The organism is Aureliella helgolandensis (genome assembly GCF_007752135.1).
Lineage (GTDB): Bacteria > Planctomycetota > Planctomycetia > Pirellulales > Pirellulaceae > Aureliella > Aureliella helgolandensis.
Map to the genome: position 1 here is coordinate 1,040,173 of NZ_CP036298.1, position 26,385 is coordinate 1,066,557.

Below are 26,385 nucleotides of genomic sequence, written 5' to 3' on the forward strand. Positions count from 1 at the left end.
TTGGATATGGAAGACCGAGTCCAAGTCAGTTTGCAAGAAATGCTGCTCCTCAAAGCAGAGGCGCGAGGGTTCTCGCTACAACCTCGGCAGCCGGTCGCTTCCCTGTTGTCCGGGCGACATGCATCACGTCTGCGCGGGCGAGGTTTAGCGTTCGAGGAGCTTCGACAGTACCACCAAGGCGACGATGTCCGCACCATCGACTGGAAGGCTACTGCACGCTTGCGTTTGCCCCAGGTGCGCGTCTATAGCGAGGAGCGCGAACGTCCCGTTCTGTTTGTGGTCGATCAACGCGGCCCCATGTGGTTTGGTAGTCAGCGTGCGATGAAGTCGGTCGCTGCGGCGGAGCTGGTTGCCATTGGTGCCTGGCGGGCCCTGGCTTCCGGTGATCGAGTTGGCGGAATTGTCTTCAATGAGCAGGAGGTCGTGCAGGTCCGGCCTCATCGTAGCCAAACCCGCCTATTGCAGCTGTTTCATGAAGTAGTTCGCTTCAACGTACGTTTGGCAACTGGCGATTTCCTTTCCGGCGAGCACTCGCTGAATGATGCTTTGAAAATGGCTTCGAGCGTGGCCAACCATAGTCACCTGGTGGTAATCGTCAGCGACCTCGATGGAGCCGATGAACTGACCCAGCGGCTGGCGACTCAAATCGCCGCGCACAACGATGTGTTGGTGGTTGCGGTGTACGATCCGCTAGGAGCGTCTTTAATCGGTTCGCCAGGAATGGTCGCTGCCGATCGGGGGCGGACGTGGAGCATTCCGCATGGTGCTCAGTTTGCTGCTTCGTTTCGCGACGCCTTTCAGCAACGCTTAGATGAATGGAAGCAATTGTTCCACAACCTACGCGTGCCGATCCTACCAATCACGACTGCGGAACCCGTCGCGGACCAAATTCGTTTCCTGCTCGGAGATCGCCCTGCAAAGTCATGAACGACGACCTCACAAGCCTCGATCTCTTGCACGACATCGTCGTCCCGCCTACCGTCTCCTGGTGGCCGCTGACGCCTGGTTGGTACGTTCTTTTGAGCGTCTTTGCAGTTGGGGCCACCTACGCGTTTTACCGGAGTTGGAAACAATGGCATGCCAATGCATACCGCCGAGTCGCTCTCCAGGAGCTTGCCTCGGCGGACAGTGTCGCTGCCATCTCTGAACTACTCCGACGCACCGCTTTGAAAGTTGCACCGCGTGCGGAAGTCGCCTATCAAACCGGCTACCATTGGCCCGATTGGATGGCCGCCAGGGCAGCAGAGCCCATGTCGGCGTCGTGTCGACAGCAATTGGCCGATGGGGGATACTCTTCCGCCAATAACACTTCGGAGCTGGGCGAACTCAAAGCGTATGCGGCGCGCTGGATTCAATTCCACCGCATCCCGACGGGCGTGGACCGAGCCAGGAAGGAGCCTTAGCGATTGCCATGTTTGTCTTTGCCTACCCTTGGCTACTGTTAACGCTGCCGCTACCGTGGCTGCTTCGCTGGATCTTGCCAGCTCGGCCAAACGCCCCAATTGCTGTGCGCGTTCCCTTTGGCGAGCGTTTGGACGCGCTGTTGAACCGTGGCGCGGTGGGGGAAACTTCCCGACTATGGTCCCGTTCGTTTTTTGTTTCACTGTTGGTCTGGGGACTGTTGGTGTCGGCATTGGCTCGGCCGCAGTGGATTGAGCCTCCGATCACCAAGGAGATTCCGACGCGAGATCTGTTGCTTCTTGTTGACCTGTCGGGCTCGATGGATCAAAGGGATTTCGTCAACGCGCAGGGCGAGGCTGTAGATCGACTGACGGCAGTGCAGGAGGTCTTGGGCGCCTTCCTACGCCGCCGAAAGGGAGATCGTGTGGGCCTTGTGGTCTTCGGCGATGCCCCTTACTTGCAGGCACCATTCTCGACCGACCTTAACCTCTCTCAGAGATTGCTTGACGAGTGTCAGGTGGGAATGGCTGGGCCGCGGACAGCCCTGGGGGATGCGATCGGGCTGGGAGTGAACTTGTTCGACAACAGCAATGCCCCGGCGAAGACGATGATTGCGTTGACCGATGGCAATGATACGAAGAGCCGAGTGCCTCCCGTTGATGCCGCACGAGTCGCCGCACAGCGAGATATCAAGGTCTATACGGTTGCCATTGGCGATTCCCAAACAGTGGGCGAAGCCAAGCTGGATGAACAGGTGCTCCGTGATGTCGCCAACGCGACTGGAGGGACTTACTATTTCGCGGCAGATCGCGAATCACTGGATGGAATCTATGAGGAACTCGATCGGCTCGAGTCGCACGAAGTCGAGACGGTCAGCCATCGCCCCCGACGCGATTGTTTCGCTGCGTTCTTGATAGCAGCTCTTAGCGTTTCCATGCTCGAAAAACTTTGGGTGAGCCTCAAGGATAGACGGTCTCGTGCAACGATTCAGACGGCGAGTCGCGTGCATGTGAATCCAAACACTGGGAAGTTAGAGGTGCTCTCATGATGGAAGACCTCACTAACTTTCACTTTATTCGCCCTGGCTGGTTGTGGCTGCTGCCGTTTGCCATTGGATTGTGGTGGTTATGGCTGCGAAGTACGGAGCCCCTTCGCGGTTGGCGCTTTCAGATTGCTCCCAAACTGCTGCAAGCCCTGACGGTAGGCACACACTCGGCGCATTGGGCAAGGGCTCGGTGGGTGCTCATTGGGTGGTCGTTGGCAATTGTGGCGATCGCCGGTCCTGCATGGCGACTTGAACCCAGTCCTTTTGCCGAGGAGTCGCCGCCGCTGATGATTTTGTTGAAGGCGGACAAAAGCATGGAGCCTACCGATCAGCAACCAACTAGTCTCGAACGTGCCAAGCTGAAAATTGCCGACTTGGCTGAAGCTCGCAAGGGGCAGCCACTGGGCCTAATTGTCTATGCTGGATCGGCGCACCTAGTGCTGCCGCCAACCCAAGATACCGGTGTAATTGCCCAAATGGCAGCCGATATCTCCTCGGATATTATGCCAGCCGCAGGGGACCGTCTCGATCTGGCAATCGAAGAATCTGCTAGGATCATGGCGTCGGAAGGTGTCTCAGGTTCTCTACTTGTTATTGCCGATTCCGTCGACGGTGATGCCGCACAATTAGTCGCCGCCGGCAAGGCACTTGACGGAAGTCAGCTTCAGTTCCTAGCCGTCACTGACAGCGACCCGAGTAAGCTGCAGTCGATCCAGACTGCTTCCAGCGAGCTGCGAGGAACAGTCAATGAATTGTCAATCGACGATGGGGACATCGCCACCATCGTTCGCAAAGCAGGAAGGATATCGTCGGCAAGCCTGGCTGGAGAAGAAACCCGCTGGAACGATGCGGGCTACTGGCTGATACCACTGCTTGTCTTGCTGATGGCATTCTCGTTTCGCCGGGAATCGGCTCAGAGATTGGGAGATGCTTCATGAGAATTGCATTTTTACTGCTTGGAGTCACCTGGTCTGGATTGTGGCTTACCGCTGATCAAGCGGGCCAACGCTATTTTCAACAGAAGAAATATTCGGAAGCCGCCCAGTCCTTTTTGGATCCAGAATGGCAGGGGACGGCATGGTACCGTGCTGGCGAGTTCGAGAAAGCGGTCCAGGCGTTTTCTCGGGTCCCATCGGCTGAGGGTAAGTTCAACGAGGGGAATGCTTGGCTAATGCTGGGCAAGTACGATACGGCTATCGCCAGCTACGATCAGGCCCTTAAGAGACGCGCCAGCTGGAAGGAGGCAGAAGAGAATCGCCGGTTGGCCGAAGCTCGCAATGCGCTACAAAAGCAAGAGGGGGGAGACCTGGGAGATCAGCGACTGGGCGCGGATAAGATCGTTTTTGACAAACGCAAGAAGGGAGGGCAAGAAACTCAAGTCGACGGCCAACGTGCATCTTCGGACGCCCTAGTTCAATCGATATGGCTAAGGCAAGTTCACACTCAGCCAGCCGACTTTCTAAAAGCGAAGTTCTCGTATCAGCACGCACAGAGCCAAAGAGGGCAAACTCCATGATTTCTGTGCGGATGTTCGTATTGTTCTGGCTTTCCGGTATCGCCTCTGCCGTGTTTGGGGCTGATGTGGAGTTGGTGAAACTCCGTCCGCCTGACGCTGAGAAAACCCACTGGGTAGGCCAACGCATCGCACTGTTCGTGGAGCTGCGTGCCAAGGGATCCTTCGAAGGGACCAGCAGTTTTTCGCTGCCTCAGATTCCTCAAACCGTGTTCCTCAAAATTGGTAATCCGACCGTTACTTCGGAAGAACACGACGGCGATTCATGGTTTGTGCAGACGCACGAGTTTGCTCTGTTCACTCAAGCAGCTGGGACACTGGCGATTCCGGAGTTTTCGGTTCGGTTTAGCAATCATGATGGCTTTACCGGACCCGTGACCGACCACGACAGGAAAGTGCCTGCTGCGAAGTTCGAAGTCCAATCCCCTCCAAACCGAGATTCGTATGGATTCTTGGTTACAACCGACAGCATCGAGATCTCCGAGGCTTGGAATCCAGAGCCTGGGAAGGTAAAGCCTGGGGATATTGTCGTGCGGACGATTACGCAATCTGCCAGTCAAATGACGGGCATGGCTCTAGAACCACCCGCGAACCAGGCTCCTAGTGGCGTACAGATTTATCCGAGTGACCCAATCGTGCTTGACAAGACCGACCGAGGCGATTTCACCGGAGAACGTACCGACAAAATCACCTACCGATTCCAGCGTTCCGGAACGATGACCATTCCTGAAGCGACGTACACATGGTGGGATCCTGACAAGCAAGCGTATGGGACACAGACCCTGCCAGCCGTTGTATTCAATGTGGCGGCTATTGCGCAATCGTCTCCCCCCGGACCGCCGGCCGCATATCAAGGAATGTGGCGAATGGGGCTAGTACTCGGTCTTGCCGTGATACTGCTGATCGCCTGGAAGTGGCGAATTGTCTGGGAGTGGATCAACCGTTGCTGGCAAGTCTTCCAGCCACCCGATCGCGTTGCCGCGCGGCTGCTTCTACGGGCTTGCCGCACGAATGATGCCCAGCAAGCCGAGGTAGCCTGGGCTCAGTGGCAGGCAACTCAATCGCAGAATTCAACTTCCGCTGACGAGCTTTACGCAGCCGTGGAAGACTTGCACCGATCGAAGTATGCCGCAGCGCCACCTGAATTGTGGAACGGAAAGGCTTTGTCGCTAGCCTTTCAACACGAACTGCGGCGGATCAAGACACGCCACGTTAAGCGAGTGTCTGTGCTGCCAAAATTGAATCCACAGGATTAGCTTTGGGACAGTGCTGTGAGCTGGTCGCTGTGAAATCCTCTCTCTGAATTCGTCTCAGAGAGTCGCTCGCTACCCACCAAAATAGTATTGAGGTTGTTGGGAGCGAACCACATCTGCTCAACAAGGCGAAGCCCCCTTCCCTGCCCTAGCTGCGGGGTGAGGGGAGAGCGTTTCTCAACGTCGTGCTGGCATTCACTCTCTGCGCCTCGCCACGCTAGATTGACATGGCACACCTTAGGGTAACGCAACCGAATCGGATTAAACCGAGTGTGCTGTGAACCTTCCCCAAATGGGCTCACTGCTTAATTGCACGCTGTAATTCGGAGTACCAATTAGTCGAGTTCTCCTTGCGATTTAGCTCCGTGGGGATGGCATAGAGTTGTGTGCTGGTATTGGCAAACAACCATTTTCCGTCGCCACTAAACTCGGCAAACGTCGTCTCTTGATTCAAGTCCTCTGTTCCGCCTTCCAACTGGACCAATTGCTGGTCATCATTGACAAGATGCGATAGTACGAATTCTCCTCCTCGCGCAGCGACCAAGTGCGAGACTGGATTGATCGTGGCCGCCAGCGGGTATGCGTCCGTCTCTACAAACCGTACCACTTGAGAAAAGTCGTTGGCTGCGAACACCGGAATCCCGTAACCAGAACCCGCACTGCGATCGAGCGGTCTCCAGCCGCCGCCGCCTACTACGGCCACCACAGCCCCATCAGGAGAGACCACTACGCGGCGGCCGTTGGAGGCAGCGCAGATTCGCGCTTGGGCGAGGACCAGATGTTTGTCGCAGATCTTCAAGCGAAACAGACTCGTCTGCATATCACCGGACTGATTGTCATCAATTTGGAAGAAAACGGGGCGACCGTTGAACAGAAAGTGTCCGGTTTCAGTATTCACCTGTATTTCAGGCGTTCGGATGGCGTAAACATTCTCCTGCTTGGGATCCGCCGCCAGACTTGTCGCCTCGAAAGGCGAAATTTCGATGCTACCATCGTCGAGATCGAGAATTCGGATCTTTCCCGAATTCGCAAAGTAGGCGACACGTTGCTGAGGAGCCACCGCAAGTGAAGTTGGTGCTGGTTGATTAAGCCGCCAAGTCGACTCCTCCTTGCCGGTCCGTGTGTTCAGTACCGAGATTCGATCTGGACTCGTCAGCGCCACGAACAGCTTTCCTCCTACGTAGCAAGCTGCACGCGGGCGTCCCTGTGTCTTGATTGTGCGCAGCTTCATCCCCTTGGAGTAATCGAGTATTTGCACAAACTTTTCGTCCTTGGGCAGGATAAGCATCGCGTGCTGCTCTACCAGGTCGACCATTCCGCCCAGTGGCCCCTCGATGCCCTCCACAATTTGAGGCTCTCCATGCTCGACCGATTCGCGGTAAGGAATCTCAATAGGCTGCGTTGGCGAAAACAAAATCGTTGCCACCTCCGATTCTGCGTTTCGGGAAAAGCTCTCCACCATGCCCTCCTCCACGGTCTGTGGATCAATTTGATGTCCGGCGGTAGCGCACAGAGCGGCTGACGAAAATTGCTTTTGCTGCGCCAATGTGATGGCCAGGTTGCGGTAGACCTTGGCAGCTGTGCCAAACTCATCTGCAGGGTCAAGCGTAAGTGCCCGGCTCAACCAAATGGCGGATTCGCTTAACTTGCCGGACTGGCCTGAGGACACTCCAGCATTGAAGCAACCTTCAACGGGCATTTGCGTCCGCCCGGGGGCCGCCGACTGATAGAGTTTCTCGTAACTCTCCAAGGATTTGCCCATATCTCCCATTTCTTGATAGGCGAGCCCCTGCCAGTACATTGCCATTTGGAATGACGGGTCAACGCTCAACGCTCTGTCGATATACTGCAAACCCTGTGCTGCATCAGTGGATTGAACCAACTCGATTCCTCGGTTCAAAAGTTGAGCCGCTTCTCTGGATTGAGTCCCATACTGCGCAGCCAGATCCTGGGCACGCACGGCCAACGGACAAAGGATCAAATACAGACCAATTAGGCTGATGCAAGTTCTTGACATAGGTTGCCTCGTTCGTTCACTGGGGAGGACTGCTTACGGGGTGGAGATTTTACATCGCCAATTTTCGCGTCACAAAAATTGCGATTGGATAGGATTAGGATGATGTGTGCTCAATCGGTCCCCAATTCTAGGGCAATTCGTACACCATGAGTTCGTCGAGCTTACGCTCGTTAGGCTGGTCTGGTACGCAGAGGCTTTGAGCAGGTTACCTGCATCGACGTTGTGCACCGTTCGTCTCCTCAGCGACGAGCTTTCTTGGCCTACAGGACACGCGGGCCGTCGAAAAACCACTTCGATTCCTGACCTACAGCCCAGATGTTTGCAAGTTACCAAGGGTGTCCGAGACGCACGAGCGGTGCCACTCTACGCTAGTTAATCGGCATCCGCTTGCTAACGCCCGGATAGCCAAGACTTTTCAACGCTCTGCGATCGGTCGGTTGCCTCGCCCGAAAGCGGCTCACGAGTTAGAAAGGACTTTCAATATATCAAGTGGACCACGCTGAAGGACTGCTTCTCGGGCCGATTTTGCAGCAATTGCTGCCCCAGCACGAACCGCATTTTCTGGGCACCAAGTTCGGGGACTCATTGAATGTGAGGACGGTGCAGTGGTGGTCGACGCATGACATTCGTTGCACAGCATTGCTGAAGCGGTCTCGCTCATACCTCGATGTTTTGGGCCCCACGCCGCCTGCGAAACCTGCTCCCCAACTAGAAACCAGCTGGACTTTCGAAGGTTTCTTGCTGTCAACTCAGGCTTTGCTACAGCCAGCTCGGTCGAACATCGATCGTGATCTCGTGACAGTTCGCGTTGTCTCTATTGCTTGCTTGCCAGCGTAGCATGATTGCGCCGCCGCTCCTTGTTACTACCATCATCGCGACCTCAGAGACTCACATAGGTTCCAATTTGACGAATCCACCACGCGTCGTGATCTCACCCCACCATCCAAGTGCTGTGTCCCCGTACCTTTAGGTAGCATGGACCCCCGGTCCGTGAGAAAGTCGGGGCCGGACAAGCAATCGACCAGGTGCTGTGTCCCCGTAACCCATGTCCCCTCCCCCCCATCCAAGTGCTGTGTCCCCGTGCCTCTAGGTAGCATGGACCCCCGGTCCGTGAGAACATTGGGGCCGGACAAGCAATCAACCAAGTGCTGTGTCCCCGTAACCCATGTCCCCTCCTCCCCCATCCCAGTGCTGTGTCCCCGTGTCTTTAAGTAGCATGGACCCCCGGTCCGTCAGAATATCGGGGCCGGATAAGCAATCAACCAAGTGCTGTGTACCCGTTTCTCCAGTGTACCCGTTTCTCCATCACATGATTCGCCCGTGCGTTTACGAAGGGGGCTTCTCCTGCTAGGCGTGTGGCCGGACTGGTGAAGGTAGACCAACGCCGCCGCCGTGGCGCTGCCGTGTATTGGGCATTTCAATCCGCAATGAGCTGCCAGGCGCCTTTGTGCTCGGTTTATGCGGTGAAAAAACGTATTGACCATGCGCTTATTCTCATGGACGCCAACACGCGTGGCTGTCAATCTGTTCAACAGTTAAATCTTGCTAGAACTAGTCCCGGTTATGAAGTGGAGCGTTCAATGCGAATTCCCATGAGACAGGCGTTTACGCTTGTGGAGCTGTTGGTGGTAATTGCGATCATCGGCATTCTGGTCGGCCTACTGTTGCCTGCGGTTCAGGCAGCTCGCGAGGCAGCGAGGCGAATGCAGTGCAGCAACAATCAAAAGCAAATTCAGCTTGCAATGCTGAACTATGAGTCGGTATATCAGCGTTTCCCCGCCTTGGCAGATGATGGAAATCCTGGCATGGGGCGGGATCCAGTGAACCCGCGGTACTCATGGACTCTATCGATTTTGCCCTTCATTGAGCAAAAGCCGCTCTTCGAGCAGATGATGTCCAAGGCACGCCCTTCCGGAAACGGCCTTCCGTCCCCGTGGGCCAACCGGCCAGAGGACTACGCGGACGATGTGGATCGAGCGTGGGGCATTGAATACTGGCAAACTGACATCTCTAGCCTCATCTGCCCATCTGCTCCTCCTACAAGCAATACTCGGCACGCCAACTCTAGATTGAATTACAAAGTTTGCACCGGTGATGATATGGCTCAAAATCACTGGCTCACCAACTCCCGGCAAAATAAAGGGATTTTCCAGATCGGCCGCTACCTTACGCTGGGGTCGATTACTGATGGACTGTCGAATACGATTTCGATTAGCGAAACCGTTTCCGGCGGAGATGATCGCGCCGTGCCTGGTGGGGTGGCCTTTGATATCCGTGCTTTTGCTCCTAGCGACTGCCTTGCCCGGATTGGCCCCGACCGCCGCCTGACAGGCAGCGTTGCACCGCCGGAGTTTGGTCCAGGTACGCGCGCTTGGCACGGTTACGTGTGGTACGCGAGTTTCAACACGTGTCTCCCGCCTAATGGTCCCTCTTGTTCATGGGGAGGGTGGGACAACTATGAGACGTTTATGCCTCCTTCCAGCTTTCACACCGGCGGGGTTACTGTCGCAATGGCTGATGGGTCTGTTCACTTTGTCTCCAACAGTATCGACACAGGCGACCAAACTATTCCTGACCCTGATTTCGGCGATGGTCCATCGCCCTATGGGATTTGGGGCGCCCTTGGTAGCAAAGCGGGAGGCGAATCAGCCTCGATCAGTCAGTGAGAATTTCGTAGCCATTTCTTGACTTTGGGGAGCGTTCGCTTCCGGAGTGCGTTGTCTTGCGCTGTTCAACAATCATTGAGGTTGTGATGATTCATAGGTTTATCTTGTTGCTATTGTTGACTGCCAGTTCGGCTGGCTGTGGAGCGTCCCTGGGGCGAGTGTCTGGCTTAGTCACCGTAAACGGCGAGCCGAAGGAGAACCTGGTGGTTTCCTTCACGCCCACAGGAGGTGGCGTCAGTGCGTCTGCGGTCACCGGCAAGGATGGCTCGTATCTGGTAACGTCAACGTTAGGGAGTGGTATCCCGCCAGGAAACTACAGCGTGAAAATCAGTACACTGAAGAGTGCCCTGAACGATGATGCGTCCTACACGCAAGAGACGCAAGAGACGCAAGCGACGGACTCGTACGCGCAGCGGGCAGAATCGGCAATGGAGGGGCAGCAGAAGCAGTACGGTGACGGACTCAAGGCTTATAGAGGAGCAAAGGATCCGATCCCTGCGAAATACAACTCCGACTCCACGCTGCTGGAAGAGATTGAGGCTGGCTCACAAACCATTGACTTCAATTTAGAAATCTAGAAGTATGGATGGTGGGCTGGATTACAAGTCCTAGAGCGCTGCAATACCTTATTGGGGCGCCCCCTCGCTTCAGCAGCCACACCCCTCAACGTCGGAACTCGTACTATGTATCGCTGGTCTCTAGCAATTCTTGCGATGAGCGGAATCGCGATTGCATGTGCGATTTCTTGGCATCAAGGAAGATCTGCCAATAGTGTGGACGGCAGTCTAGCTAGTCCGCAGCATGATACATCGGAGCAACGCACTGAACGAGCAGCGCCCACAGCCATGGGGGAGCGTGAGGGGCTTACTGAACCAACGATTCGGATACCCCAGTTTTCTGCTCCTGGCAATGCCGAGCAATTTCACATCGAAGCTGAGACGGTTGTACTCCTCCTCCTGAAAACCGTCGGTCGAAAGCATGAAGCGATTCACGTCGCGGCCTTGCTTGAAGCGCAGCTTCACAACACCGAGAAGGCCGAATCACTCTGGAGGGAGTGTATTGACTTGGCCCCAGATACGGAACGCTACTACGTCAATTTAGCAGCGGTGCTCAGCGAGCAAGGAGATTCGCGTTCTGCAGTGGAAATATTGAAGCTCGCAAACCAGAGAGGCCTAAGATCGGTCGACCTTGTTCATCATCTCTGCGTCAGCTATATCGATTCCGGCGAGCTAAAGCAGGCAACTGTCGAATGTGAGAAGGGACTGGAAGAGTTTGGCAAGAGTCCTGCGCTACTGCTCGTTTACGGCAGTGCGCTCTTGGAGAATGGACAGGCTGATCGCGCAGAGCAAATTCTGAAGGAAGCAATTCGAATGGGTGCCGGAGCCCAGCTGGCAAATTCGTACCTCATGAGAGCGCTGTTACTGCAAGGAAAACGCGAGGAGGCGTCGGTCGTGAAGGATCTCCTACGTGAATCGGCGGAGCAAGAAGAACATAGTGCAGATTCTCGATACGCTGCACTCTCAGATGCGGAAGGGCGTAGAATTCTGTTATCTGTCTTGGCAGGCGCCGGGCACGTTTATCAACTATACCGCAATTACGAATTCGCGGAGTTAGTGTTGCTTCGTGCGATCTCAGTGGATCCCGGTCACGCCGTTGCCCTAGAACAGCTGGCGACTATGTTTGGACAACTCGAGCAATATGCAAACGAACTGACTGTTCGCGAACATCAGCTACAACTCCGACCGTTTGACCTTCTTGGGCACCTGAAGTTGGCAAAAGCCGCTGCACTTAATGGCAACCCCCAACGTGCAGAGGCCGCAATCAAGCTTGCCATTTCACGCTCGCCTACCTCTTCTACGGGTTTTGTGGCAATGGCCGAATTCTTGCTAGAACAGAACGAGGCAAAGAAGGCAGAATGGTACGCAACACGGGCGTTTGGAATGCGACCATCTGACGAATTGGCAGCCGCACTGCTGCGCAAAACTCTTCGACTTCAAGGCAAAGAGACTGAGGCACAGGAAGTCCATATTATTCAAGACTAATAGAAGTGAACCGCGCCACAATGACACTATCGAATCGTACCTTTGCAAACGTCCGTGTTTGGTTGCATGCGTTCCTCCCGTTCGCTTGTTGCGTAACTCCTGGGCGACCTGCGATGGCACAAAGCGAAACGATCGAATTCGTTAATGTGGTGGAACAAAGTGGGATCTGCTTCGAACATTCGCATGGAGGGGCTGGGAGGGGATTCATCGTTGAAGGAATGTCTGCAGGAATTGCAACTCTGGACTACAATCGCGATGGCCTGACGGATATCTATTTCCTCAATGGAGCTCCGCTGGAAGGGACTGAGAAACCCGAGAGCTCTCCCACAAACCGTCTCTACGAAAATCTTGGTGGAATGAAATTTAGAGACGTAACTCAACAAGCGGGAGTCGGAGACATCGGCTACTCACTAGGCGTGGGAATCGCTGATTACGATGGCAATGGCTACGAAGACATCTATGTGAACAACTTCGGACCAAATGTATTTTACCGAAATCGCGGGGACAATACCTTTGAGGAGGCTTCAGTCGCAACGGGCACTGTCAACGGGAACAAGGTTGGTGCAGGCGTCGGTTTTGCTGACTTTGATGGAGACGGCGATCTCGACCTCTACGTTGCGAATTATGTCGACTTCAGCTACGAAAATCATGTTCCGATCACTATCAAAGGCATGCACTTCCAGGCCGGTCCTCAGTACTACAAATCGGTCCCTGACACTCTGTTTCGCAACGAGGGGAATGGGCAGTTCTCTGATATTAGTGAAGCTTCCGGTATTTCCGCATTAGCCAACGCTGGCATGGGCTTGGTTTGTTTCGACGCGGATTCCGATGGTGATTGCGACGTATATGTGTGTAATGACGGTGAAGCAAATCATTTGTGGCTGAATAACGGCCAAGCCCACTTCCAGGAAGACGCCTTGCTGTCTGGAGTTGGTTTCTCTGCAGATGGAAAAGCGAACGCGAGCATGGGAGTCGACGTGGGAGACTACGATTCCGACGGCCTCCTCGACTTATTTGTGACCGCTTATCAAGCTGAAATGCCGCAACTCTATCGCAATATGGATGGCCTCTTCAGTGACGTTACCTCTCAAGCCTCCATCCCACGTTTGCTATACCCACACGTGCACTGGGGGACCGCGTTTGTGGATATCGACAATGATTCAGACAGCGATTTGTTTGTAGCGTGCGGCCATTTCGATCGAATCGAACAAATCGATGATCGAACTTCCCAGAAAACGGCAAACGTGCTGCTTCAGAATACGAAAGGCATCTTTCAAGATATTTCGCAGAAATCTGGACCGGCATTGGCGGAGTTAGAGAGTACGCGAGCAATTGCTTTTGAGGATTTTGACAATGATGGGGATCTGGACGCTGTTCTCGTGAACTCGGGGACGACGCCTTCGCTACTTCGAAACGACTCAAAGAATAGGAACAGGTGGATACAAATTGACCTGAAGCAAGAGGGGGCCAACGGGGGAGCCATTGGTGCAGTCGTGCGAGTGACGGGATCCGAGTTGTTGCGCCCGGTGGTAAGCGGCCGGGGCTACCAAAGCCACTTTGGGTCAAGGTTGCACTTTGGCCTTGGCGAGTTTCAAGGTGAAACCATTGAAATTGAAGTGACTTGGCCGGATGGTGCTGTAACAAAGCATGAGCTGCCCATCGATAAGATTTCGACGGTGCCCAGATAGGATGCCCGATGGCGGTGGAAGACGGTGTGGTGGAAGACGGTGGTGGAAGTGAACGCCGCTTCGCCAAGTTGCAACATCGACTACGACGCGGTAGTGAGCATCCTGATCGGAACGAGAACGAGCGTCTGGCTGCTGTTGCTGGCCACCCTGCAGCAGCGCTGAGGTGCCCTGTAGCAGCTTCTTAAGAGAACGACGATTTGGATCCCTCGATCATGACTGAGCAATGCGCTGTACACAGTGTGAGCCCTGTGACTTGACGCATTGCACCGGTTCCTCAATCGGTCTTTGTCCAGAATTCGGTAGAGGCGTCTGCCCATACGGTGCCCTAGATTACGCGAGTTATGCAACACAGCCAACTGGCAGGAATGAATCTCCTGCGTTGAGTTCGGTTGTGGATCGATGGCGGTAGAATCAAGCTGGTAATCTCCTTGAGTGATAACTTGCCGCCGAAACAACGTGGTCCTGAGGGGCAACCCGCGGACGGGATGCCCAAAATGTCAAAAAGCAGTAGGCGAGACAGGCCACGTCATTTGCTCATTAAGTACTTGAGTAATTCAAGTTGTTGTTGGTCGTTCAAAGTGCCCAGTAGACCTTGCGGCATGAACGACGTCTTGGAAATCACGATCTCCTCGATGTCATCCCGCGCGATCGTCTGAGTTGCGTTCGCCGTGCGGACAGTCACCGCAGAATCTGTTTCCTTAATAATGACTCCGGTCACGATAAGTCCATCGATGGTGAGAATCTGGCGCGCCTGGAAATCCTTCCCGATAACCGCATTCGGATCGAGAATGTTCTCAACGATATAGTGGATCCCTTTAGAGCCGGACCCCTCGAGTTTCGGGCCGATTCTCTGTGAGAGATCTGATTTGACATGGCAACTTGCGCAGAGTGTTTTGAAGTGACCTTCGCCAGCAGACCTACTATATGCCCACAAGGGAGCCTCACTGTATTGAGCGACCAAATTTTCGATAGCGGATTTTGTCTCTGCTGAAGATTCGCCAAGCTTGCCCCAAAGTTTGGTCAATTGGCTAACGATCTGTTCGTCTCCAAGGTTCGACATTTGACGCGCGTAGAAGGCGGTTAGCTTGCCTTTATCGATTCTCTTTGACTCGAAAGCAGCGAGCAATTGTTTGGCCCAAGGAACACGGCTGCATAAGGTTTCCATCGCAATTTCGCTGGTTTCTCCCTGCCAAACTGGCAATCGAGAAATGAGCTCAGAAGCGACGCGCGGATCGTTGTAAGATTTGAGCTGTCGGATCGCCGCGACGGCCAGTTCGGGAGTATCGAGCGCTGACATTAACAATAAGGCGTTTTGATGCGAAACATTCTTGATTTCGGCTGCTTCCGCCCGAAGTGCTGCTGAGCTGCTTGCCCGCGATCCATCCGCTGTCGTGTTGTCCGCGACTGCTGGAAGCTTGGCCCAAGTTCCAGCCGGCAAGTCACTCGCCAGGATAGATAACGCGTGAGCTTTTGATTCTGTCGTCGAATCTTCGGCCGCGAGAGTGATGCGCATCTGATCGAAGAGTGCTTCATCGCCAAACGTTGCTCCCAAATTTTGAGCCGCCTGACGCGTACTTGCATCTTTCGAATCATAGAGCGCATTCGCGATCGCCGTCCATGCTGCGGGTTGCTGCAAGCCTCGCATACCCTGCAGTCCTACCGAAAAAAGGGACAAGAGTTGAACGCGCTCATTACCCCTTGAACTAGCCAATCGTTCGGCCACTGCATCTCGCCCAGCTGCAGAGAGTTGCGGTGCATACCACAGGATGTAGTTCTTGAGTACAGGAATCTTCGTAGAGTCCGCGAGTGCAATCGCACGCGGCAAATTATCAGCCATTCGCTCGGCCAGTTGCTGCCAAATGAGTAAAGGCAGGTTTCGGTCGACAGCATTGTCGGGCTGAGTTGCCAACTGTTCAAGGATCGTCCAAGCAGTAGGTTGGCTGAGGCGACTGGTTGCTGAAGCGAGGTATTGCCGAACAAACAGTGAGTGTTCGCGGGAGGCGAGATCGATGAGCAAGTCTTCGAATTCAAGGTTGCCAGGCAACGTTGCATCCTCAGCCAGCAGTTGCACTACCCAAGCTCGTAGATACTCGCTTTGATCGTTGATCAGCTCCCTCGCGATCTCAAGATCGATTTCTGCAATTGCATGCAGACACCACAACGCTCGCAGACGTCGTGTCTCGTCAGCATGCGAGGTGGCCATTTTCCGTAGTTCCTGAATCGCGGACTGATCTACATTGCCAGTAACAGCTCGTTCGGTAAGCACCAGCCGTGCCATTCGTACATGCCATTCATTGGAATGCAATTGAGCGGCAATCAGTTCGCTATCCGCCACTTGAGTGTAATCGACCTTCGCTGGAGTGTACGTGGCATTGTACTTCATTCGGTATATTCGACCGTTTCCTCGATCCCACTGTTCATTGTTGGGGCTGTGGCAGTGCCGCGGGTCGTACCAGTCGCTGGTGTAAACGGCGCCATCAGGGCCGTACTGTAAATCGACGGCCACGTATTGTGGGTCTCCACAAAGCAATACGTCTGTGCCAGCGTGGACCGTGTTGTACCCACTGCCCTCACGCCGGTTTTCCTGACGGTTGATCCGGTGTCCGTGTAAGTTATGGGTAAACAGTTGATTGCGATATTCAGCAGGCCAGTTGTCTCCCAGGTAAATCATCGTGCCGACATGCGAATGCCCGCCGTAGACGGCTCGCGTCCCCCGCTTCCCAGCACCGCCCTCTCCATGCCCATAGCGCGCTGATGCAAGTAAGAAGTTTCTCATCTCAGGCATGTCCGCAATCGGATTCGGCGAAATGAACGATGCGTATCCACCGTTAATCTGATTCCAATAGTGCCCACCCTGAATCACATGTGTCGTCGGGCCGCCGCCCCAATAGCTGCGGCAATGAGTCATGAACAGTTGCCCATATTCATTAAAGTCGAGTCCCCATTGATTGCTTCCGCCGTGTGCAAAAACCTCGAACTCCTTGCGCGTCGGATGGTACCGCCAGATTCCTGCCGCCAAGTGGTTGCGCTGCTTGTCGGTAGAACCTGGTTTGCCCACCAGCGACTGATTGAACACACCTTGATTCCCATATAGCCATCCGTCGGGCCCCCACATGAAACTGTTTAGCGTTTCGTGGGTGTCGGCATATCCAAATCCATCCAGCAGTACTTCAGGAGGACCGTCAGGCTGGTCATCGCCATTGCGATCGGGAATGAACAGCAGCTCCGGCGCTGCACCAATCCACACGCCGCCAAACCCAACTTGCATTCCGCTGACCAAATTCAAACCTTCGTAAAACACTTTGCGTGTTTCAAAAGTACCGTTTGCGTCCTGATCCGAAAAAATCAGTACACGATCGAGGCCTTCGCCCTCCGGGCGTTTATTCGGATACGAGTGGCCTTCGACCACCCACAACCGCCCCTTGGCGTCGAATGTGAAGGCGATTGGCTGGTGCAAAAGCGGCTCGGCTGCAATTAGATCGACGGAAAACCCCTCGGGGACCCGCATTTGACGGATCGTGCCGTTCGCTTGCTCGCTGACGGGATTGGGGATGAGGTGCTGCAATAGCGGATTGCCCACTGTTTGCTCGGGAGCAGGCTGGCTATCGGCAAACGCCGTCGGCGCGTGACCGTGGTTATCAGACGCCAACTCACTTGTCAAAAGATTCTGGCTGTCTGGCGCAGCCACGTTTGCGCCGGGAATATTCCAGCCGCGCTCCTTCAAATCACTTTCTTGATGAAAGCGAAAGTCGTCAAAGTTCAAATGGCCCCAACCGCCCGTCGACTCATCGACCAGTCGAATCGCAATCTTGGCATTTTGATAAGCTCGCAAGTCAACCAATACACGCTGCATTTGCTCGCGTTGATTGCCGGCATGTTCCGAAATTACTTCTTCCTCACCATCTGCGTTGACGGGTAGTACCAACTCCACACGAGTCGATCTACTTTTCCCACCCCCAACAAGATAACTTGCAAATGGCGAGGTCACTTCAAAGGTGGTCGACGTCAGCGTGCCGGTTCCAGCGTCGCGAATATTCTCAAAACCCGCAATGAAAAACTCTCCTCGTTTGTTGCTGATCTGCTGAGGCCAGCGCGATGCAATCCCATCGTCGCGAATCGGTTGCCCCTGAAAGGCGTCTCCTACGACGCTCCAATCTGAAAGGTCACCTGATTCAAAATCGAAATTCATTGAAGTGCCGTCCGCCGCAAGCGGCGTGATTCCGCCGTCGTTGAGAGTGTTTGACTTGGCTGATTTAACGGTGAAGTTGCCCAGACGCGTGTCCTCTGCTTCCAACTGCTCGAGTTCTATGTTGCGAAACTCGACGCGAGTTTCAGGTCCGCTGTGTAGTTGAAAAGCCAGTGAACCCGCCAAGTCTCGCTGGTCTATTTCCTGATCAACCAAGTCAGCAAAGAGTGTTCCGTTGACGAAAATGGAGATCCTCTCGCCTATTGCGACAATGCGGTAATCGTTCCATTCGCGATCACGAAATAGCACCGAATATGCTTCAGCGGGGGCGAGGACTTGTACGTTTCTCGTGCCGTCTGGGGCAATGTGAACTCGTTGGCCCCGTTCGACGATCAATCCGCGTCCGTGTTCATCATAAATGCGGCCAAGCCACGTCTGGCCTTGATCAAGGTCGGCCTGATAGCCCGAAACGTGATCGATCTCATCAACCTGACACCGAATCTGAATTCCCGAGTTCGCGGAAGCTGCGCCAGTCAGTTTTACCTGCAAACGCAAATCGAAATCCTGAAGCTCGCCGCCACGCCAGACAATCCACGTATTCTTCTTGAGCGACTGCCCCTTGGGGATTTCTCCAACAATCGCACCGTTTTCTACTCGCCAATGATCTGCGTCATGCTCCCAGCCATTTAGCGACCGCCCGTCAAACAGGCTGGTTGCCTGCGCGAAGGCGGGACAACAAAGACATACGCTCGCTAACAGCACAGCAAGACCGTGGCTTGCGGCCGCTGTACAGAATTGAAGGACTGCTCCAGGCACTGTGGTTGAATGCAGGCGGCTATTATCCATGCTTTGATTCCTATGATTTACCAAAATTGAGGTGCTCCCAAGTTTTCTTCGACGGCTCGAACGCTTACGCCACGTCCCAACAGTACATCTGCCGGTACGAGTCGCGTCGCATCACCTTAGCGTTCGTAGCATGACGTCGCCTAGCTGGCTCACGGTCTGATTCCGCATCATTTACCGCAGCACATGCTTCGTTCTGTGTAAGGACGGATATCCCAATAACGTTCGATGTAGTTTTGACGTTAAAATATTAGGTGAGCGGATATAGACGATTCTCTCTCTATCAGCAGTACCGTGCTTAGCGGCGCCATCAAAGTGCTCTTCCGGTACCTCGATATTTGCACGTTGGGACACCGTAAGAACTTGCAGATATCCATTCGCAGTGAGTCCTCATCGACGATGCTGATTGGGACCGCCGAGCGATCCAATTTGTTTTCCGGGCGATGTTTTCATGCCCCAGTTGAGTTCCGTACCTTGGAAATTGTTTAGACGGGGCGCCAGTGCTGCGCCATCGTCCTACTTGTCGGTCGAACCATTCCTGGAGCAAGAATTGTTGGCTGCTTCGATAGTGCAGTTCGTATAGCGAGAGTGCACGACTAAGCTTGCCACGTGCGGTCAGCCGCTTAGCAGAGGCTGAAGTCCACAGGTTGCTGCGGTATGGTCCGGTACTCTCCGAGATCAGGGGACTGGTAATGCAAATCCTCGGCTCGTCGACCAGCGGCGCGAGAGACCGACCGCTCGGGCAAGTTGGCCCAGCAAGGCAAGTCCGATAATGGCATTGGTGACAACTCATCTGCGCATAAATGGCCCTCATTGCTGGTCGCGGCTGGTTGTCACAGCACTCCGATTAAGACTCGGTGGCATGCAACCCCAGGAACGCAACTATTGAGTTAAGGACCTACGGAACAATTAATGGCGGATAGTCGTCGAACCGCTCCACCGGTTCGTTCGGGAAAATGCCGATGGGCGGAGCGACCTAGCTGCACTTATTGTTCCGACGGTCCTAAGGTGAAATCCGGTAGTCTTACGACTTCGCCGCCTTTCATTGCGGACTCGTGTGCACAAATTCCAACGCAAGTCCAGTTGGCGCTGATGACAGCATTGGGCCAAGGATCTCGCCCTTGCTGCAACGCACTCACGAACTCATTGACAATGTGAGGATGCGAGCCGCCATGACCACCTCCCTGGATAAACGATAGATGATCCGCGTCATGAATTTCTGCGGGCATCGTGAATCTCCGAATGGACTCGGGGAGCAAATGCGCAAAGTCGGGGACTTCAACCCTTGCGGGAATTTCAGGTTCACTTTTCTTGGCCGTATGAATCACATGCGGTTCGTTTTCGATCAACGTCCACTCGAAACTTTTTTTCGTCCCATAAACATCAAAGCTTTCTCGGTATTGTCGAGCCACGTCATAGAGGCTTCTCCATACATGTGCTACGACGTCTGAGTGCTGTACCTTGATGTGGCAGGATTGGACTGCAAAACGGCTCCCTGACTTTTGGGCTATTTCATCTCGAACCTTGCCGGAACCAAAACAGCTTACCGACTCAGCCAGGCCATCGATCAGTCCAAGGCAGGGGCTGACGACGTGAGTCGCATAGTGCATCGGAATCATCTCTTTCCAATACTCCGGCCATCCATCCATGTCTTGCGGGTGCGAAGCCGCCAGATGCTGGATGACGCCCAGTTCACCAGCCTCGTAAAGCTGCTTGATAAAAAGGAATTCGCGACTGTAGACGACCGTCTCGGCCATCATGTACTTCAGGCCGGTCTCGTTTACCTTTTTGACGATTTGGCGACATTCCTCGATCGATGTCGCCATCGGTACGGTACATATCACGTGTTTACCGGTATCCAGCGCCCGCAACGACATCCACGCATGGTCAACAATTGGACTATTGATGTGAACGAAATCGACTTCAGGATCCGCAAGTACGTCGTCGTAGTTCGTGTAGCGACGCTCGATGCCAAATTCATCACAAACCTTGTTCAGCTCTGTCGCGTTTCGGCGACACGCTGCCAATACGTTCGTGCCCTCGTGAGCCTGGTAAATCGGAATGAACTCGGAGCCAAATCCAAGCCCCACCATTGCAACGTTGTTGAGTCCTGCCATCGGATTCCCTTTCCGGCTATTTAACGGGGGTGAGTCTGCTCGGCTGCCTTGCGCACAAGGAGCAGTGGTGTTGTCATGTCTTGTGTCGAGTGCTTCCCCATTATCATGCGTCCAGTTGAATCGCAAATGAGGTTTTGCGAATACGGGATGCGTTTTTTCACCGGCGAGAAGTAGGCAAGACTATAGTGTTCATGGATAACGCAACCCATTAGGATACGATATTTCCACCACAGTCATTGAGGTCTTGGACGTTCACAGCGGATGCTTCGCTGGTCCGGAAAACTTGGATGAACCAATTCTTCTAGCTACTTGCCATTACTATGCACCGCCGAAGCGTCGCCTTGCTTGTCGAGACATCAAATGCTTACGCCAGAGGTCTTCTCGAAGGTGTTGTCGATTATGTGCGCCAGCATGATGCGTGGTCGATTTATCTACCTGAGCAGGAGCGCGGCGCGGCGCCTCCAGCATGGCTTTCACGGTGGAGTGGTGATGGAATCATTGCACGTATTGAAACGGATGCCATCGCCACTGCAATTCAAGAGACTAGTCTACCGGTAGTCGACGTAAGCGCCGCGCGCCGCTTGCCCAACATACCTTGGGTTGAAACAGACGATAAATCAATTGCAGAGCTTGCATTCAAGCATCTCGCTGATCGAGGATTTCAGCGCTTCGCCTACTGCGGAGATCCCATTTTTAATTGGTCAATCTGGCGAGAGAAACGTTTTGTGGATTTCGTAATCGAGGCTGGATACGAATGCGACGTGTACCAGTCGAAGGATCGTAGTGCTCCTCAATTCTCCTGGACGAGTGAACGCGATAGATTGATGAAGTGGATGGAGCAACTCCCCAAGCCAATTGGCATAATGGCCTGCTATGACATTATGGCTCAGCGTCTGCTTGACGTATGTCACGAACAGAATATCGCCGTTCCTGAAGAGGCGGCAATCATTGGAGTGGACAATGATCATCTACTTTGCAATCTATCCAATCCACCACTTACTAGTATCGAGTGCGATTCTCGAAAAACGGGCTACGAGGCAGCCTCGTTACTCGATCGATTGATGTCTGGCGAAGCAATCGGTGAAAAGGCCATTCGCGTGGAACCTGTATGCATTGAAACGAGACTCTCCACAGACACCCTCGCGATTGATGATCCGATCGTGGCAAAGGTTGTTCGCTATATCCGCGAGCATGCGAGTGCAGGAATCAACGTTAGCGATTTGTTACCGCTTGTGCCCTGGTCTCGCCGAGTCCTGGAAAGCCGGTTTCAAAAAATCCTTGGCCGGACACCTCACGAAGAGATCACGCGAATTCGGCTGGACCGCGTCAAACATCTTCTCCGAAATACTGACTTGACACTCTCGTCGATCGCTAGACAAGTTGGTTATGAGCACGAAGAGTACCTCTCAGCCATGTTTAAGAAACAAACTGGAATGACTGCCAGTGACTATCGCAGTTCCTTCTAGTGGCACGCGTAAGCCACTGACTCGGATCGTCCGAATCATGTCTGGTGACTTCGATTCCTGGTCCCATCGAATTGAACGAACCAGCCTGGGAGTGCGCGTCGTCTAGTCACCGGTGCAAATTGACCGGTTCAACATCTGCGGTCGGTTAATGCAACCGTTGTCACGAAGCTAATGTCGTAAGTCGCGTCGGGCTCAGTCACCGCCTTTCAATTGGAGCCGGAGGCAAGCACTCGAATGGATCTTCGACGCTCGCTGGCGGAGGTCTTCGCGAGGCGAATGTTCCCTAGCCGCTTGATCGCATTATCTGGGGGGCGGTGCACGCGGCCAGTCGCACTCTCGTGCTTTGGACGCGGGGGGCGACGCATAGTGCGCTGCCGGAAGCAAATTCCGAGCAACGGAGAATCAATAGAATCGTCCCTTAATTGAGCCCACTTTGCCCCCGAAACGCGAGTCTGAACCTCGCGAAGCGTTCCGTAGCCAGAAGTCCTCGTTGTGCGCTTGGTTGGATATAGTACACTCATCCTGCTTCAAAACTCTTTTGTCATAGTTGTCAACGATGAAACCCAATTTATTGCTTGCGTTCTTCCTGCTCCTATTCGCTATGAATTGGACGGCTTCTACCAGCTGTGCAGCATCTGAGTCGGATGACCTTAGTGCAGAGTGCCTTCCTCATACTGATCCCGCAAACATCGGGGAGTGGCAGTTGCAGGATGCGTTCAGCGATGAGTTCAATGACGATACACTTTCAAGTATTTGGCATGTGCAGGGCAAGGATGATGGGGAAGGCGCATACTACAACGCAAACCAAGGAAGAAACTCGCAGTTCATTCCAGAAGCGATCTCCCAAAGCGAGGGGATACTCAGGATCAAGTCCCACTGGAATCCGAGCTTCCCATTCGCCAAGGGATATGGCGTTCCTCCGATTACCACCGGCGCGCTGATCAGTAAGAAACTTCTAAAATACGGCTATATGGAAATCAGATGTCGTGTCGGAAAGAGTCCGATGTCCGGTGCCTTCTGGGCCGTAGGCAATGGCGTTAATGATGGCAATCGTGGAGAGCTGGATATATTTGAACACGTCGGACAGGGTTGGGATGCTCAGAAGGACAATACGGATATCTCAACGACCATGCAAATGTCGATTCATAATTGGAATCGAGCAATCAATGAAAATCTCGGCAATCGAAGGCACTGGACCCAGAAACACTCCCTCGGATTTGACGTCACGGATGGAATGCATGTCTACGCAGCCGACTGGACGGAAGACTACATTAAATTCTATGTCGATGGCGCTTTGGTCCGTACGCTGAGCAAAGAGGAAGCTGACGACGTTAAACTTAACGGGCATGGTGCATGGGTTATCGACAATGAACAGCGAGTGTGGATTGATTGTGAGCTATTCGATTGGGAGGGCCGTGTGTCAGAGCTGAAGGCTGACATGTTTGGCGAAGAGGCCGTCTTTGAAGTGGACTATGTTCGTGTTTGGAAACGGGGGGCGGGAGGCAATCATAAGCATGACGAACATGGAGCAAATCTGGTTGCCAACGGTAACTTTGCGACGAATCTAGATGGTTGGAATACACAGGGACTGGTTGCCATTCAAGATGTTTCCAATTGGAAGTATTGGAAAGACAACAATCCTTCCCTGGACCCCAACGCAATGCAAATAGGTGCGGGTGGTACCGGAGCAGCCAACCAAGTGATTTCGGTAGAACCGAATTCCAAATACATCCTAACGGCGTACCTCCGGACTCCAGGGACTACAGGAACATTAGAACCATCCAACCTTAGAATCAAGCCAGTCGTCTTTCACGAAGGATGGTTCGGCGTTGAGGACTATGGGGGCTCCAGACTCACTCGCAAGCTATTTCACAATTGGTTTCAGTCCTACAGCATCGAATTCACGACTGGCAGCAGCGATAGGACGGCAACCATATTTTTTAACAATACAGAGTCGCAGCGAGGCGGGCTGATGCATGTTGACGGGGTAACCGTTGTGAAGGTGCAAGACCTTCGGAGAATACGTGACCCCGCTCTACCGAATGGAAAGACCGAATAATCCAGTTGATCAGCAAGAATGAGTTTGAGGAACAAAGCAACCCGCTGGTTCGTCGCTTAGAAAATGGCAGCCTCTATGCATATTGGAATTGTTGCGAGATCACTAGGGACCGAGGGAATCATAAGTGTCGGATAGTCGCCGAACCGCTCCGCCGGTTCGTTCGAGGAAATGCCGATCGGCGGAGCGATCTGGCGACAACTATTGTTCCGACGGTCCTAAGTTCGACTTTCGCACTTTTAAGCTGCGAGTGACAGCAGAACTTCCAGGGGCTTGATTAATTTCTGAGCCGCTGGCGGTAAACGACCGGCTGAGAAAATAGATTGTCGTGTTTCCTCGACTGAATCGCGACGCAGCGTCGCGAGCATATCCGCGAACGATGCATGGCGTTTGCCACGCCACATTCGTATGAATGGACCAGGCTCTGGCCGGACGTGTTCGTGCCACAACACAATCAGACCATACAGATAGAACATTGATGGCGTCGTGCGGCGAACCGCTGCGCGGACTCGGTTCTGCGGTTCGCCCAGACCGAGGTGACCCTTGGCTTCTTGGAACGTCGTCTCGACCGGCCAACGAAAAGAGAACCGCTGCAAGATTTCTTCTTCGCTCAAGTTGACATTGGTGCTGTAGAAAACTTCGATTCCCCGCCCGCCGCGAAGGTGCTCCACCGCGACCACTTTGACTTCTCGTTCAGGGGCAAGGTACAACCGGCAGACCACCGACGTGATCCGAACATGAAAGCTCGATTGGCTGTACAGGTTGATCGTGGTACGACGAAGTCCCTTGGTCGCTAACATCTCGGTCGGCTTGGGCAGCACCGGTCCACGTCGTGGTGGACGGCCTCGCCCGGGTTTCTTGGGTCGTGGACCTTCACAGAGTCTGGCGTCTTTGCCAATGCGACCGGTGACATGCATGCCGCTGGGGATTTGCTCCAGCATGCGACCACCGGTGTAAGCCGAGTCACCCAGGAAATGCAGGGATTTCTCGCCCGCATGCTGGGTCAACAGTTGGATCATCTCGAGCATTAAGTCGGTCTTCTTGCGATGCTTGCGACGTAGCTTTTTGTTGGTCTTGGTGTTCAGATAGAGCCTCATCAAAACCGGGATCGCGTACTTTCGCGTCGGATCTTTTCGTGAAGGGACTAAGACACACAGTACGACCCAGCAGTGGCCCCAGCGAAACGACGTGAAGCCACTGGAACTTTGGCTGGCATCCCGGTGCATCCCTGTGCCGTAGATTTTCAAGCCTGTCTTGTGAATCAGGGTATCGTCGCCGACAAGATAGCAATGTTGCTGATCGGTGAGCTTGACGACGAGATCGAACATTGCCAGTCCCACTTGGTCGATTGACCACCTCGCTCCGGCAAAGATACGGTGATAGGCGCTGTGATGTTTGGTGGGATCAATCGCTCGAAGCGCCCCAGTGATATTCCTGCGAGGTGCGAAGATCCATCCTGCGACGAATTGCTTGAAGGACTGTGCGGTTGGCTCAGTCATCGCGGCAGTAAAGACTTGCAGAAGTGGCATGAAAGATGTTGCAATGTCCATTGAAAGTGGCCTCCTTGTTTGGGTTAGTTAACACAGGCGAAAGCCTGCAACCCGGGGGCCAGTTTCTTCACAACCATTTGCTAGCAAAGGGCTTAAAAGTGCGAAAGTCGAACTAAGTGCCCAGGCACATAACAAACCTCAGCGGCAGAAGAGCCGCGTTAATTCATGTCGGTGTGGCTCAACTGTTTACGACCGGAGTGATGACATCTACCTGCAATTTAGCCCAAAGCACTTTGAAGGTGTCTTCGTTTTGACAAGCTGTTGGCTTAGGAGCCCAGCCCGCCCGCGACTGTCGTTGCGCGCTTAGGTCCACCTTCCTGTGAGTCTTCAGTGCGTAGAGGTCCGCTGCGGGTACGCCATTCGTAGTGACTTGGCAAAGTCGTGGGCAATTTCAATGCTTTATTTTCATCGGTGCGATTTCCGCTTAGTTACCGATGCAATGACTGTTTTGTCGCGTGCCGCCGAAGCCACTTCGGTGACTCAAAAAAGCGGTCACATCAATTGCGAAGATGTTCGTTGCTTGCGGGCTACGGAAGTATCGG

At 53.8% G+C, this 26,385-nt stretch carries 16 protein-coding genes; 12 read left to right on the forward strand and 4 right to left on the reverse strand.

The annotated features are described in order from the left end of the window. Nucleotides 1-6 precede the first annotated feature (6 nt). From Q31a_RS03625 to Q31a_RS03650, 6 genes are read left to right on the forward strand one after another with little or no spacing between them, the layout of a single operon-like run. On the forward strand, nucleotides 7-927 hold the full coding sequence (locus Q31a_RS03625; protein WP_145074126.1) for a DUF58 domain-containing protein: 921 nt from the start codon (nucleotides 7-9) through the stop codon (nucleotides 925-927). Further along, entirely contained in the window at nucleotides 924-1,403 is a 480-nt protein-coding gene (locus tag Q31a_RS03630) for a DUF4381 domain-containing protein (RefSeq protein ID WP_197356162.1), read from the forward strand. The genes Q31a_RS03625 and Q31a_RS03630 overlap by 4 nt, the downstream gene beginning before the upstream one ends. 8 nt (nucleotides 1,404-1,411) lie before the next feature. After that, complete coding sequence (locus tag Q31a_RS03635; RefSeq protein WP_145074132.1) at nucleotides 1,412-2,449, forward strand: VWA domain-containing protein; 1,038 nt, start codon at nucleotides 1,412-1,414, stop codon at nucleotides 2,447-2,449. Further along, nucleotides 2,446-3,384, forward strand: a complete 939-nt coding sequence (locus Q31a_RS03640; protein WP_145074135.1) for a VWA domain-containing protein — start codon at nucleotides 2,446-2,448, stop codon at nucleotides 3,382-3,384. Before Q31a_RS03635 ends, Q31a_RS03640 begins: the two co-directional genes overlap by 4 nt. Next, nucleotides 3,381-3,962 (forward strand): tetratricopeptide repeat protein, encoded by a 582-nt coding sequence (locus tag Q31a_RS03645; RefSeq protein ID WP_145074138.1) that lies wholly within the window; start codon nucleotides 3,381-3,383, stop codon nucleotides 3,960-3,962. The genes Q31a_RS03640 and Q31a_RS03645 overlap by 4 nt, the downstream gene beginning before the upstream one ends. After that, the gene (locus Q31a_RS03650; protein ID WP_197356164.1) at nucleotides 3,959-5,215 is read left to right on the forward strand and encodes a BatD family protein; all 1,257 of its coding nucleotides are present in this window, start codon (nucleotides 3,959-3,961) and stop codon (nucleotides 5,213-5,215) included. Before Q31a_RS03645 ends, Q31a_RS03650 begins: the two co-directional genes overlap by 4 nt. Before the next feature lie 295 nt (nucleotides 5,216-5,510). Here the strand turns inward: Q31a_RS03650 and Q31a_RS03655 are convergent, their stop codons facing one another. Then, complete coding sequence (locus Q31a_RS03655; RefSeq protein WP_145074145.1) at nucleotides 5,511-7,229, reverse strand: hypothetical protein; 1,719 nt, start codon at nucleotides 7,227-7,229, stop codon at nucleotides 5,511-5,513. 1,580 nt (nucleotides 7,230-8,809) lie between these two features. Between Q31a_RS03655 and Q31a_RS03660 the strand changes: the two genes are divergently transcribed. From Q31a_RS03660 to Q31a_RS03675, 4 genes are all read left to right on the forward strand, one after another. Next, complete coding sequence (locus tag Q31a_RS03660; RefSeq protein ID WP_197356166.1) at nucleotides 8,810-9,895, forward strand: DUF1559 family PulG-like putative transporter; 1,086 nt, start codon at nucleotides 8,810-8,812, stop codon at nucleotides 9,893-9,895. Nucleotides 9,896-9,981: 86 nt separating this feature from the next. Further along, entirely contained in the window at nucleotides 9,982-10,473 is a 492-nt protein-coding gene (locus tag Q31a_RS03665; protein ID WP_145074151.1) for a carboxypeptidase-like regulatory domain-containing protein, read from the forward strand. Between the two features lie 105 nt (nucleotides 10,474-10,578). Beyond that, nucleotides 10,579-11,937 (forward strand): tetratricopeptide repeat protein, encoded by a 1,359-nt coding sequence (locus Q31a_RS03670; protein WP_145074154.1) that lies wholly within the window; start codon nucleotides 10,579-10,581, stop codon nucleotides 11,935-11,937. A gap of 113 nt (nucleotides 11,938-12,050) precedes the next feature. Further along, nucleotides 12,051-13,625: a CRTAC1 family protein gene (locus Q31a_RS03675; protein ID WP_197356168.1), complete on the forward strand. Its 1,575-nt coding sequence runs from the start codon at nucleotides 12,051-12,053 to the stop codon at nucleotides 13,623-13,625. A gap of 526 nt (nucleotides 13,626-14,151) precedes the next feature. Here Q31a_RS03675 and Q31a_RS03680 read toward each other — a convergent pair. Continuing rightward, nucleotides 14,152-18,657, reverse strand: a complete 4,506-nt coding sequence (locus Q31a_RS03680; protein ID WP_145074161.1) for a PVC-type heme-binding CxxCH protein — start codon at nucleotides 18,655-18,657, stop codon at nucleotides 14,152-14,154. 983 nt (nucleotides 18,658-19,640) lie between these two features. Continuing rightward, complete coding sequence (locus tag Q31a_RS03685; protein ID WP_145074164.1) at nucleotides 19,641-20,771, reverse strand: Gfo/Idh/MocA family protein; 1,131 nt, start codon at nucleotides 20,769-20,771, stop codon at nucleotides 19,641-19,643. 320 nt (nucleotides 20,772-21,091) lie between these two features. On the opposite strand from Q31a_RS03685, the gene Q31a_RS03690 reads away from it, so the two are divergent. Continuing rightward, the gene (locus tag Q31a_RS03690) at nucleotides 21,092-22,237 is read left to right on the forward strand and encodes an AraC family transcriptional regulator (protein ID WP_145074169.1); all 1,146 of its coding nucleotides are present in this window, start codon (nucleotides 21,092-21,094) and stop codon (nucleotides 22,235-22,237) included. Between the two features lie 556 nt (nucleotides 22,238-22,793). Continuing rightward, nucleotides 22,794-24,296 (forward strand): family 16 glycosylhydrolase, encoded by a 1,503-nt coding sequence (locus Q31a_RS03695; RefSeq protein ID WP_145074172.1) that lies wholly within the window; start codon nucleotides 22,794-22,796, stop codon nucleotides 24,294-24,296. A 236-nt stretch (nucleotides 24,297-24,532) separates the two neighbouring features. On the opposite strand, the gene Q31a_RS03700 is transcribed toward Q31a_RS03695, so the two are convergent. Further along, a complete protein-coding gene (locus tag Q31a_RS03700; protein ID WP_145072406.1) occupies nucleotides 24,533-25,843 on the reverse strand; it encodes an IS701 family transposase in 1,311 nt (436 codons plus the stop codon). Between the last annotated feature and the right edge of the window lie 542 nt (nucleotides 25,844-26,385).